This is a genomic window from Lysinibacillus sp. FJAT-14222, from assembly GCF_001278875.1.
In the GTDB taxonomy this organism is placed as follows: Bacteria; Bacillota; Bacilli; order Bacillales_A; family Planococcaceae; genus Lysinibacillus; species Lysinibacillus agricola.
Map to the genome: position 1 here is coordinate 38211 of NZ_LIYL01000002.1, position 12948 is coordinate 51158.

Sequence of the window (12948 nt, forward strand, 5' to 3'; positions counted from 1 at the left end):
ATTACCTCCTTATAGCGCTGTACGCTTTGTTTTTAGGCCTTGTGGTGTATTGGTATTCCCACCTGTGTTACCCAATCCAGCGGGATTGTCAATGTGATAAGAATTGATGATGTTTTTTACTACTCCATCATTAAAAAACGAATCCATCTCTCCCTCTATTTGATCTTTCGTCATATCTGCAGTAATGGAATTTGAATGATAAGACCACAGCTTCCCAATCGGTGTTTCAACATTCGATATATCCTTTCGAACATTCTCAGTTTTAATTTTTGTTTCCATCATTTCGCCAATGATTTTCTCAACACCTGCATTTCCTTGTTTCTCTAATGCCTTCGCCGCTTCATTAGCAACAGTAACAACATCCATTTCTCCTGAAACACCAAGTGCTTCTTCGACTTTTTGCAATTTGTCTACTGATTCCGTAAGATTTTTAACCCACTCAGCATCAATATCTGATGCAATTTGCTCCGGCTTCAAGCCCATTTCACCAGCAATCATTGAAAAAGTAATTTGTTTATTTCCCAACATTTCTTTCAGAGCATTTAATACATCTTCTGGCTTCATGCCAGCACCTCCCTCATAATTTTCCAATTCACCTTCTGGTCCTTCTCCTTCCAAGTCCCACATTTCGCCAGACATTGCTACGATTCGAGTATTCATTCCGGCTCGATCTAATGGTGTCCAGTCAATTGACATCGGATCATACCCGATAACGTTGGTTTCTCCCGCTACTCTTTGTAGCTTTGGAATACCAAAAATACTTACTTGTCGTATTCGCTTCGATCTAATCCAACGCTTTAAATCTTTTGCTGAGGCATCAACAACGCCACGAAAATAAGCAATCTCTCCTACCATTTTTGCCCCTACCCAATGGGTAACAGGTGGTAAGAATTGATTGCTTACGTCTTCAGCCTTCTGGTGGCCTAGGAAACCATTTAATGTTTGAGTGTTAACTGCTTCAACAATATTTTTTAGAGAATTGGCTGTATAATTCCATCCTCTTTTTGATTTAGAAGCGGGTATTTCAACGACAACCTCTAGTGGATCATCATCTCCTTTTTTTAATTCATTCACATCAACTCCAGGTGCTGTTGGAACATCTTCTATTCTCATTTCCCCGGCAATATTGCCAAACAATTGAAAAAATTCGTTTTTCCCTTGTGCCATTTCGCCACAAAGCATAGAGTATGTCATGTGTTCACCCCCTCTCTATAAGAAACATAAAACCTGACATGATACTTTCTATAGCTTGTTCTTCTGTCACTATAACGCCCCCATTTTATAATGTTCTTGGTACCATTGTTCAATATCAGGTTGTGACATCGGATTATTGGTCCATTCAATCAGTCGGTCCACAAACGAGTCTGTATCCTCCAATTCCGGTGTAAGTTGACACATACAATTTGGATGTGCAGGATAGTCGGGCAATTCATCGAATCTATAAATACCAGCTCCCATACCATTGTCATTTGATGCATTTTCTTGACACTTTTTGCAGGCAGTATTTGAGTTTGATGTAGACCATTTCATACCTTTAGCTGATGGTAAGTTCTCAGCTGACATTTTGGAACTTATACCATAAGCACCCATTATTTCAGTCCTTGCAAGACGTAACGCTTCATATGACAGGTCATCAGGTACCATGTGCCCGATCCGTTCCATCATGTTAGGATACTCACTTACCAAAGTGCTTGCACCTTTATTAACATATTGTTGCATACGTTTAGCAATCTCAATAGGGTGCTCACCGATTTGTATTCCATCCTTAGCTAGTGTCCCTAAAATATTGTTTATTCGCTTACTATGACCCCATATCCGCTCCGACAATTTAAGTCCTTTAATACGTCGTCGCTCCATCTCGTCAACAGCTCGCTCACTAATACGGAAAAATGAACTAATAATTGGTTTAACATCTATATTCGCTTTGTTTAACAATCGGAATGTGATTTCTCGTGATTCGTGCATACCTGCGTTTACTCCGACAATAGCCGAAGCGGAAAGCACTGCTTTTAACTCTTTTTCAGTGATTACAGCATTTTCAACTATAATACTGTCAATTAATTCAGGTATAGCATAATAACGCCCTTCCGCTTTTAGTTGCTTAAATTTCTCAATCAATCTATCTAACGAGCGCAAAACAATAGCACGTACCTCAGCATCTTGCTTTAGCACGCGCTCTATGATTAATTTTCGCGATTCAAGTTTTAGCTTTTCGAACTCATTCATGCTGCATCGTTACCGATCTGTTTAATAATCTCCAGCAACTCTTTTTCAAGCTCAGCAGAATCAGGCATTTTAGTCTTGGCAATCAACGATTTGAGAATGCGTTCCTTTTCTCCTTCGCCTTCTTCCTCCTCATATTTGTACATTGTGTCAACAAATTTAGATAGGAAGTTAACTGCTGATTCATCAGAAATAACATTGGCTTCAAGTGCAGCTTTCAATGCATTCACAACATTAAGCAATTCTTCGCTGATTTCTTTTGATGTACGTGGATCAATATTTGTCCACTTCAATTCTGTGGCAAACGTCTCAAAAGCAATGTTTTCTGATTGTGCAGTCATTGCTAAGACTATTCGTGCAAGACGCTTCCAGCTGTCTGCAAAATGCTCACGTTTACGCTCAATGGAGCGGATAAGGATAGGCATTTGTTCTTTAACAGAAGAAAGACTAGACGGTGTATGCACACCGAACACAAACTCAGGTGTTTCGGATGTATCAACGATACAGTAGAAAAGGAATTTAAGTAGCTCTTTAGCATCACCGATTGCTGATTTAACTTCTATAAACTCAGCTTCATCATCTGGAGCCAGTAAGAGCATTTCATGTCCATCTAAATTTATAGTACCGCCATCTTTAGCAAATTTAGCTGGGTCTGTAATACCGAAGTTATTCTTTAAAAAAGTTGTAACTTCCTTAAGTTTAAGCTTCAGACGAGGTGTGCTGTGCATTTTCGAACCTTGCATAGCGTGTAACATAACATCATGATAAGCCTTTAAAAACGGTTCAATTGGTTCTATATCCGACTGGCCGAACAATCCTTCGTCTCCTTCATTTTTGAAGTGTATTATCGGAATGAAGTCCCAAGGAAGCGGGATTGTTTCAGATTTCACCCCCGGAGGATCATCTCCATCTACTTCGATAATACGTTCTCCCTTCCGGATACGTTGTGTTACAGTTCCTTTTTTCTTGTCGCCTCGTTCATCCTCCCACTCATGAGAGGAAACTAGCTTATACTCGTATATTGCACCGGTTAAAGGATGGCGTAATATATCCTTTACCTGTCCAGGAGGGATAATGTTATAAACCAGTCGAATAGGTTGTTCTGGATAAAGCGCTGTATCCTCTTCTTCTTCTCGAGTAATCCAAACGAAACAATCACCATCACGTAAAGAATCTCGTTCAGTTCGTTGTATGTTTGAAATGTTATTTTTGAAGAAAGCTTCTAATATTTCTTGAGCTTCTTTATCAACAATTTTAAATTCCGGCACACCCATAAAACTTACTGTATTGTTGATAACGGACTTAGCAAACCCTGCACCTAACTTGTAATCGTCGTGCGTGTTGTAATAAAGTTTTTTAGCCATTTCGTAATCAACTCGGCTACTGTCTAACTTATAGCCGCTTCCAACGGATCCAGAAAATATTCCGAGGCGGCCCATTATGTTATCACGTAGCTTTGACATTTCACCCACTGCCTTATTCCACCATTTAGCCATATACTCTCCCTCCTCTCAATAATGCAGCAACATCGTCGTTCAGTGGTTCTTGACCTGTCTTAGCAAATGCTAATACAAGGGCATCTGCTCGGTCAGGAGAACGTAAACCGCGCCTTTTCATTTCTTTCTTGCTTTCCAGTCGGATCTTACCTTTTGAAGTTACTTCATACTTTCTTGTAGATAACTGGCCAACTAAATCATCATCATTTGGAATTTGAATATCACCATCATGCAGTAAATCCCTAATAGTAGCCCATGCCTCTGAACCCCAATTGTCATAATGCTCCGCTTCAATTGCTCTTCCGCCGTTATGACAGTCAATGACAGTTATGTGTAAACCTTCTTCTCTCACGACTTCGCGCAAACGGTCAGTTACACCACCACCTACACCATCATCATCGACTTTGATAACACAAGAAGGTCGCCCAAATTGAAGCATTAGTTCTTTAGCAAGCTTTATAGTCTTACCAGCCGTCGGCATTGTATCCTGTTTTGAATATGTTTTAATAACAGGGACGTAGTTACCGATACGAGGCACAATAACCGTTTCATCATCCCCGAACCTTGCAACGTCTACACCTATTTCAAGTGGAACGGATTCAGGTATTACTCGGATACCATCATCATTAAAGTAGACTTCTTTAATAGTGGCCGCCTCTACTTTTTCAAGATGAATAAATGTATCTGGTTCAGATTTTGGAAACTCACCGAAGACACGAACACGAACAACATCGCTGCCCTTTCCATACTTACGAATAAGACGCTCAATGTTATCTTTACTCGCTCTGGAAGAATCATAGCTCGATACCTTATGTGTCTTGTAATCAGCCCTGTCACGATGGTGAGAATCATAAAAAACCCCACTCGTTCGAGTCGGGTTACCACACATCAATAATTTGTTTTCAGCACCTGAGAGCGTACCAAGAATAGCCTCCATGATGTTATCAGCCACTCCTGACGCTTCATCCACCACAAATAGCATGTAATCTTCGTGGAAACCTTGCATGTTTTCAGGCTTAGTAGCTGTACGAGCAGTAGCAAACCAACGTTCCTCATTACCCATCATGTAGACCTTAGTTTTGGTCCATTTAAGGAAGTTTTTAACCAGTGTACACTCAAGCCATTTTGCTATTTCAGCCCATAAGACATCGTTTAGTTGTTGCCTAGTTGGAGCGGTGCATATCACCTTTGGATTTGGGCGACAGCAAAGGTACCAAATGACCGTTACCGCTTCTAACCCTGTTTTCCCCACCCCTTGACCGGAGCGGACACTTACAAAAGGATTTTGAGCCAGATCATTTAAAACATTACGTTGCCACTCGTCAGGATAAAACTCTAATATGTCCTCTGCAAAAGCCACTGGATCATCCCAGTAAACGTCTATAAGATTAACTAGTACATTATAAGGATTGTTACTCATGGGCTTTTACCTTGCGTTTTTCAGCCACCTTGCCAAGTGCTGACACCCAATCTTCGGCACTTTGATTTTTATTGCCACCCTTGATATTTTCAATTTCAGCCTTTGTCTTTTCAACATTAAGATGCAACTGTTCAAGCTTTACTTGTTGTTCACTGTATGACTTTTCAATGTCATGCTTTTGCTTTACTGCTTGGACAAGCTGTTTCGTAATTCTGGTAAGAGCTTCTTCAATGTTCAAAATATCATCGATTGCTCTAAAATCCGTTTCCTCAACTTCAACTGTTACCAATCGCTCTTTAACAATTGGCACTGTTTTAGTTTCTCCGGTTTTCTCATCAACTGTAGAAGCGGCTTCTTTCACTTTTCTTAATTGCTGTAGTACACGCTTTTGCTTTTCTGTAAGGCCATCTTCAACATATTTAATCCGCTTCATCATCCTACGTTGCCTTATGGTCAATTCACGAATGGTTATGTCGATTTGAAATAATGGGTCCGTTTCGATAGATTCAAAAATTTCTTTTTCTTCATCGTCCAGGTAATCCCACATTATCGTTTCATATTCACCCGTTGTAACAGCGTTTTTATTCTCGTAGGGAGCGGCACCGCCTTTGTTTCCTATAGCATTGCTATTGCCATGGGGAGCGCCCCCTGCGTTGCCTATAGCGTTTTGATTGTCCTTTGGTGCGCCTACTTTGGTGTGCATACTTTTTTTACTTGGTGTGCATACTTTTTGGTTGGCATCGACATTGTTATCCATCTCTTTCCACTTGCGTTGTTGCCAACTCTTAACAGTATTGATGGACACATTGTATTTAGCAGCAATGTCCTTTTGCTTCATACCATTTTTATAATCTACATAAGCTAGTTCATAATTTTCAGCCATGCTGCATTAACACCACCTCCAACGATTGAGTTGAGTTTGTTTTTCAAATTTCATCTTTTTGCAGGTCAATATCGAGCTCGATGAGTTTCTTTAGATCATCCACTGTATTTACTTTTATGTGACCGCTTTGGAAATCCTTAATCCATTGAGCTATCCCCGCCTGTACAATCTTTCGGTACTTCTCTTTCGATTCGTTTATGTTCTCGGTAAGTTCAATTTCATGCTGCAGTAACAAAAGTGAGTTTTCCTCACACTCAAAAGGAACGTTTGTTCTTGTTTTCATTGCCTTCAACCGACCTCTCATCTATAATGAAAGTGAGATAGCAAGTTGAGAAAAAACCGTGCACGGTGTAACTCTATCTCTGCCGGTATCCGGCATTCATTTTCATGGAGGTGTTAGAGCACCTCTCTTTTTTTATTTAAACCATTGATGATATACTTGTTCAGCAATTTTTTTCATCATAATTGGCGGTACACTCATCCCACATACATATTGGGTGTCAGCACTTCCAAAATCATAGTCATAGGGGAAACTTTGAATTCGAATTATATCATTATCGCTAATAAAAAAAGGTTCATCATATCTGATGAACTGTGAATTACTGGCTAGTGTATATGGAACTTTGTTGTCTTTAACAAGTATTGTATTGAATGAACTATCTTTTCCTTCTGTTCGTTTGGTAATATCTCCAATATTGTTGTCGATTGGCCGTCTTTTTAACCAACGTTTATAAGTAACTGTTTGAGGATTTAAGGCCTTTCCTCTACCCGACCTGATTTCTTTATACAAAATGGGTTTTTCGTTGAATGAAAGGGTTAGTTTAGGGAAGTTTAATTCTTTTCTATGCGCAATAAAGAAAACTCTTTCCCTTCGTTGAGGTACACCCATAGATGCACTGTTTAACAAGAATATTTGTAGCCTATATCCAATTTCATCAAACGCATTTGCAATAAGCGTAACAAAACCTCTCGCCTGTCCAATAAGCATCCCTTTAACATTCTCAGCAATGATTACTTTGGGTTGAAGCATCTCAGCAACATCAATAAAGTCAAAAAATAAATCGTCTAACCTTTGCTTTGCTTGACCCTCTCTAAAATGGTGAGCATCCCCCCATTTTTCTTCCCTTTTACCTGCAGTAGAAAAAACACTACAAGGTGGCGAGCCATCTAAAATGTCTAGATCGAATAACTCTGTTGGAAGCTGACTATCTGGTATTTCTTTAAATTGTTGAACTCCCATTAAAAAGGGATATCTAGGATTATGATTTTTCTTATATATATGCATCATATCCGGATCAATTTCAACGTTGCCAATAACATCAAATCCAGCTAATTTATAACCCATTGTTGAGCCGCCACCGCATGAAAAACAACTAAAAACTTTAAGATTATTTTTCTCTACGTTTTGTAAATCATCTAATGACCAATTCCATTCACTCATTGATTACTCTCCTTTGGATCAAATACAAAACCACACTTAGGACATTTACACTCAAAGTTCTCCTCTGAAAATGTCTCCAAAGAAAGTTCTTGGTTGTAAAACTCAGTCATTTCATCATCTTGTTCAGTAAATTGTTTTATGAGCGAATCAATCTCTTTCTGGTCAAATCCGCTTCCAAGATTCAATTCACTTTGCTCTAGCTCCATTAAAAGATCAGCAAGCTTTTCTTCATCCCAGTTACCACTTACTTTATTTAGGGCTAGATTAGCGAATTTCTCTTTTTCCTCTGAAAAATTTACAACTGATACATATATCTCTGTATGACCTTCTGCCAGAAGAACATTGAATCTTTGATGACCACCAACAAGATTCCCAGTCTGCTCATTCCAAATAAGGGGATCAATATAGCCAAATTCTTTTATTGATTTTGCTAACTTATCATATTCTAAATCACCAGGTTTAAGTTCTTCTCTGGGGTTGTATGGTGCTGGATTTATTCTTTCTACAGGTATTTTAATTATTTTCATAGTAATCGGTCCTTTCTATAAAAATAGAACTACCACCATCTATAGTGGAAGCCCTGAAATCCTTTAATATTTGGAATATACTCTTGTCGTAAATCGTCCATAAAAATAAGGCAGCCGCTCCAATTGCGATTTGTTACGTCACATGAAGCGGTTGTCTTTTCTTCAATTCGTTTAACCCCCATAGATGATTCAATCCGTCTATTTTTCACGAAATAGACTCTATCACCGATGTTTAGGTTTTTAGGTCGTCTTGATAGTTGCCAGAACTGTTCATATCCGCCCTGGTCGAAAACAGCTGTTTCTCTATCATCATTTTCATATTCATTCTTAGGAATCGTTACTACAATATCCAATGGCCTCACCCCATTATGCTAGTTGCTAGTTAAAATAAAAAAGACGTCGAAATGACGTCAATAAAATCAATCATATAAACACTTAATTACTTCTAAAGGACTTGATTTCAATATCTTTTTAATAGTGTTATCAACTGCAATTTCAACAGATTCTCCACTTCCGATACCTATTGATTCTGGGTAACCTGAATAATTCACTTGCACACGAACTTCGTTTGACAACGGAAATTTCTCAATTTCAATATATTCGAAATCATGACCATACATTTGGATCTGTTTCTTAGTATTCTCTGCCAAATCATTCACCTCTCAATATTTTCCATTTGCGAAAATTAATCCTCATTTAAAGTTTTTTCGTCAAAGTCGTACTTAATTCCAGTGATTTTGATTTCCTTTGTAATTGATATATCAAAATTTGAAGCAGAAAAAATACATATATTTTCTCCTCCGAAATTCATAGCACTACGGTATTTTACTCCATCAAAACCTTTATTCTTTATTAACTCTGTAATATATTGTGTTGGTATATATTCCAGTTCGGTATCATCAGGTGCATAAGGAGTAGAAAATAAAAGACTTATCATTTTTCTAAAATTATTACTCTTAGAATCATCATTATCCATCCTTGTTAAATCCAGTATTTTCAAATCTTCCATAGCTTCACAAGTTGAAATAACTACATTTGCATCCAAATGTGGACGAACTTCTGATACTACTGTTGTTTCATCGTTACTAATATAAAGATACGGAATAAATTTAGGGTTCAAACGTCCAGCATTTGTAATTCCTTCAGGTGGTATATTTAAATCTTTATCTTCAAAACTTTTTCGGTTTTTTCGAATCCTAGCTCTATAATATTTTTCACCCTTACTAATTGTTAATGCTTCGTCTTTAACAATTGAGTCCATATAAATTTGAACAAACGAGTTATCATTGGGTATAAAAAATCTATTCTTTAAGAATTCCTTCTTAAACTCCTCCCATTTTTTTATTACATCATCGTCTGTTGCGATGTATAAGTCAAAATTCATTTGAGAAATACCAGATGATTTAGGTTTGTATTTCTCTGGCAAATCAATTTTTATTTCATTATTTGATGTCATTTTATCACCTCAAACCAATCATAAACCAGAAGGTGAAATATATGTAACAACTTTCTGCTCACAAAACCATCCAAACTCTGCCCTCTCATCACATAACGTTTTGGCTGTTTGATGCAGTTTTCATAGCAAAAGCCACTCATATTTGAATGGCACTCATTTGTTTTTCTCTGTGCAATTAGCGTTCTTTGTCTTTTCAATCGACTCACAAATTGCAATAACAGCGATAGCAGCCCACAATGATGAAGATGAAAATACATCACGTTCAAATCCTTGAATAACTAATTGCATTAATCAAGGTGTATAAGATTACATAAAACCATGACAATGATTTAGCCCTCAAACACCATCTCTCAAGGCATAATAAAAAGCACCTCTTATGAGATGCTTAATCGAAGTCAGGATCATACGAATCAAAAAAATCTGGGTCTTCAGTTTCAGGACCTGAAAAATGTTCATCAGCACATGTTCGACACATGTTTGCACCATCAGAAAATTTTTCTGTCTCAGTATTTACATAGTCCTGATGCGCCTCGCAATATTTGTATTTTGGGTTACAACTACAACATATACCATCCTCTTCAAATGATAGACTTTCCATTTCATCTCCAAATTTCCTCTCACTTAAACATTCTGGACATTCTAATATTTCCATAGTAATACCTCCTTTTAAAACAAATGATAGTTTAAAAGGAAACAATTGTCACATAATATAGCAAAATAAAAAAGTCACACCTAGTTCGATGCGACTTCATGCATATAATTTTTAACTAGCTTTCAGATATACGGAAGGCAATAATATTTTTGCTAACGATGTACTCTTCATCAAATGATTCACTATTCTTGGGATTTATCACTCTAATAAGTCTATTGTTAAGAATATTACTTTCAATAAAACTTTTCGGATCTGTTATATCTCTTTCGAAAACTGTTTCATGTTCACTACCGTCTATCAATTTAATAGTTGCTACTTTCTCAGTCATATATAACACCCCCATTCTACCTACATCATAGTACAAATGGAACGCATTTTCATTATTAAATTAATACTTACTTTTTTAGGACAAATTAAAAAATACCTAATAGGTACTTTAAATTTTACTAGGATTGTTATTTAATATTTCTTCTCTTAACCTTTTAAGTTCTTCTTTTAGAATAGTTATACATTTATCTGTTTTCGGTTCAAATTCCTTATATCCCTCTAAACCAGATAAAAATCCATCATCATTTACTTCATCTTGTTGGCCTGTTAAAAAATCATAATATTCAACAATACTATTATAAAAAAAATCTGTTGATAATGTTGCGCTATCTAATATTCCTTCAAATTCATTAAATTTTTCGATTAATTTTTCTAATAGTTCATTATATGATTCTTCACATTCATTATAGTTTTTGATTAACACATTAGTAGCATCTATAAACATTCTAGTAGCTTTTAAACTTGCTTGATATTGTTCAACAAAAATTTTATAACTTTCAATTTCATTCCCATTCTTTATAGTTTTACGTACCCCAAGTAAAGTAAGGAAACCACCAATTATCGCTCCTACAAAAGCTATTATCCCAGCAACTAAGGTTGTATCTATAGCACCAAACTCTATAAATACCATCCCTAATATTATCAATGATATTAATGATGTTAATGCAATAACAAACCATTCTGCAATCTCTTTCATCGCAAATCACCTCCCATTTAATCATAATCTGAGAGGTAACAAATTGGAACAATTTTCTACAATTTCGCTCTCAAAACCACACCAAACTCCGCCCTACTAATAGCTAAGTCTTGTAAATCGCATGCCATAATCTTACTGACGTCCTTTAACTAGCTTCCGATTGTTTTATGGCTGTTTGATGCAGTTTTCAAAACAAAAGAAAAAGCCTTACCGTGCTAGGTGTAAGGCTCGTCTACTGCTGTAAAATATTTAATTGTCGAGTTAGCTCACTTTCAGAATCGTGGTAGAGCTGCTCCACGTTCTATTTGTAAAGCGAATTGTATTAGTGCATTTCCATGCACTTTGTAGCTGAAGTAAATTGACCGAATTACGGGAAGTGGACAAAGTTCACATGATAGGCACTCCTTCAGTTTAAATTGCCTTTTCCCTAATCTTTTTAAAAATATTGGCCGGCCAAGTTGTCTTGCCCCGAACAATTTTATGGAGCGCAGGTCGGTCATCGGTCTGTCTGCCCTGTTTATTAATTGTTTTAATAAATACCAAGTGAGGGAACCTTTACTACGCCGTCCTACCCCAAGTTTACATCAAAAGTTTTCTATCACAAACTATCGTACATGTTTTACATTTGTTTATTTTGTTACATATGTTTCATTGGTTCCTAATATCTAAAGTAATAAGGATATGTGTTATTCATATAAACAATAAATATCAGGGCTTTAAAACAACTCTATAATTTCACTCAATTTCTTTCTTTATCTTATTAAGTGTAGTTAAAATTAATTCTTCTAATTGATATCTTTCATTAACAACTTCAAGGCCTTTTTTCAAAACATTTTTTAATTCTTTTTCATACTGCAAAATTAATGTTTCATTTTGCTGTTGCAGATATTCTTTACCTAATAAATCTAATGCTATGTTCTCTAATAACACAAATAACTTTTTATAATCCTCGGTTTCCCGAATGACCGGCACCCCATCATCAATTAACTTATAAATACCTTGTGTAGCTTCTACTTTTCTATTTTCCATCGGTAAAGGACAGAACACTATCCTTTTTTGGAGTTGAGCAAAATTAATAGTGTGGTGTGTACCACTTTCCAACGGTGCCTGAACAGGACAGACTCCTAGTGACATCCCACTTTGGATTCTATCTCTTCTTACAAAAGACCCCCTATTAGTTATTTCTCCTAAAGCAATCTCTGATATCAATAAGCCATTCTTCAAAAGAATACTCTCTGCTAATGCTTTGTTTTCTGATGGATATATTTTATCCAAACTTCCACCCATAATAGCTATAGTTTTTCCATTCTGCGCTTCTAAAGCACCAATATGTCCATAAGCATCTATACCTTTTGCTAAACCACTTACAATTGTATAGCCTTCATTTGCAAAATGCCTTGCTAACTTTTTGGCAGCCATTACTCCATACTTAGTAGGTTCTCTCGTTCCAATTACTGCTATATTTTTATATTGACTTAGAAGTTCTATATTACCTTTACAATAAATAATAGGTGGTGGATCATCAATCAATTTCAATAACTTCGGATATTCAGGAGAATGTAAAGAAAAAATTTCGATACCTTTATCTCTATGCATCTTTATAAAGTTCTCAGCCTCTAAAATTTTACTTTTTAAATATTCTTTATTTGTAACTCTCTCAATAACAGCCTTATATTTTAATGCTTTGTGTATTTCTTTATTACTTATTAAATCTTCTTCGCTTAGAAAGGGATAATTTTTTAATACCTTAAGCAAAGTTTTTTCTCCTAATTTCTCTGTAAACTTTAATGCCAAAATTAATTTTAAGTTTGTCATTTTATCATATC

15 protein-coding genes are annotated in these 12948 nt (G+C 36.4%); all 15 read right to left on the bottom strand.

Going from position 1 to position 12948, the window contains the following annotated elements; all coding sequences use genetic code 11:
• Window positions 1-9 precede the first annotated feature (9 nt).
• Complete coding sequence (locus tag AN161_RS01005) at window positions 10-1194, bottom strand: hypothetical protein (protein WP_053592516.1); 1185 nt, start codon at window positions 1192-1194, stop codon at window positions 10-12.
• 69 nt (window positions 1195-1263) lie between these two features.
• A complete protein-coding gene (locus AN161_RS01010; RefSeq protein WP_053592517.1) occupies window positions 1264-2226 on the bottom strand; it encodes a hypothetical protein in 963 nt (320 codons plus the stop codon).
• Window positions 2223-3719 (bottom strand): phage portal protein, encoded by a 1497-nt coding sequence (locus AN161_RS01015; protein WP_082339565.1) that lies wholly within the window; start codon window positions 3717-3719, stop codon window positions 2223-2225. Before AN161_RS01015 ends, AN161_RS01010 begins: the two co-directional genes overlap by 4 nt.
• Window positions 3712-5139: an AAA family ATPase gene (locus tag AN161_RS01020; RefSeq protein ID WP_053592518.1), complete on the bottom strand. Its 1428-nt coding sequence runs from the start codon at window positions 5137-5139 to the stop codon at window positions 3712-3714. Before AN161_RS01020 ends, AN161_RS01015 begins: the two co-directional genes overlap by 8 nt.
• Window positions 5132-6022 (bottom strand): phage terminase small subunit, encoded by an 891-nt coding sequence (gene terS / locus AN161_RS01025; protein ID WP_053592519.1) that lies wholly within the window; start codon window positions 6020-6022, stop codon window positions 5132-5134. The genes AN161_RS01020 and terS overlap by 8 nt, the downstream gene beginning before the upstream one ends.
• A gap of 43 nt (window positions 6023-6065) precedes the next feature.
• Complete coding sequence (locus AN161_RS01030) at window positions 6066-6305, bottom strand: hypothetical protein (RefSeq protein ID WP_053592595.1); 240 nt, start codon at window positions 6303-6305, stop codon at window positions 6066-6068.
• A gap of 132 nt (window positions 6306-6437) precedes the next feature.
• Window positions 6438-7463 (bottom strand): DNA cytosine methyltransferase, encoded by a 1026-nt coding sequence (locus AN161_RS01035; protein WP_053592520.1) that lies wholly within the window; start codon window positions 7461-7463, stop codon window positions 6438-6440.
• The gene (locus AN161_RS01040) at window positions 7460-7990 is read right to left on the bottom strand and encodes a ParB N-terminal domain-containing protein (RefSeq protein WP_053592521.1); all 531 of its coding nucleotides are present in this window, start codon (window positions 7988-7990) and stop codon (window positions 7460-7462) included. The genes AN161_RS01035 and AN161_RS01040 overlap by 4 nt, the downstream gene beginning before the upstream one ends.
• 29 nt (window positions 7991-8019) lie before the next feature.
• Complete coding sequence (locus AN161_RS01045) at window positions 8020-8343, bottom strand: hypothetical protein (protein WP_053592522.1); 324 nt, start codon at window positions 8341-8343, stop codon at window positions 8020-8022.
• 66 nt (window positions 8344-8409) lie between these two features.
• Complete coding sequence (locus AN161_RS01050) at window positions 8410-8640, bottom strand: hypothetical protein (protein ID WP_053592523.1); 231 nt, start codon at window positions 8638-8640, stop codon at window positions 8410-8412.
• Window positions 8641-8675: 35 nt separating this feature from the next.
• Window positions 8676-9446, bottom strand: a complete 771-nt coding sequence (locus AN161_RS01055; RefSeq protein ID WP_053592524.1) for an RES family NAD+ phosphorylase — start codon at window positions 9444-9446, stop codon at window positions 8676-8678.
• Between the two features lie 385 nt (window positions 9447-9831).
• Window positions 9832-10098, bottom strand: coding sequence for a hypothetical protein (locus AN161_RS01060; RefSeq protein ID WP_053592525.1), 267 nt, complete (start codon window positions 10096-10098; stop codon window positions 9832-9834).
• 115 nt (window positions 10099-10213) lie between these two features.
• Window positions 10214-10426, bottom strand: a complete 213-nt coding sequence (locus AN161_RS01065; protein WP_053592526.1) for a hypothetical protein — start codon at window positions 10424-10426, stop codon at window positions 10214-10216.
• A 108-nt stretch (window positions 10427-10534) separates the two neighbouring features.
• On the bottom strand, window positions 10535-11122 hold the full coding sequence (locus AN161_RS01070) for a hypothetical protein (RefSeq protein WP_053592527.1): 588 nt from the start codon (window positions 11120-11122) through the stop codon (window positions 10535-10537).
• 735 nt (window positions 11123-11857) lie between these two features.
• Window positions 11858-12937 carry a DNA-processing protein DprA gene (locus AN161_RS01075; protein ID WP_053592528.1) on the bottom strand — a complete coding sequence of 360 codons (1080 nt, stop codon included), beginning with the start codon at window positions 12935-12937 and terminating at the stop codon, window positions 11858-11860.
• Window positions 12938-12948 lie beyond the last annotated feature (11 nt).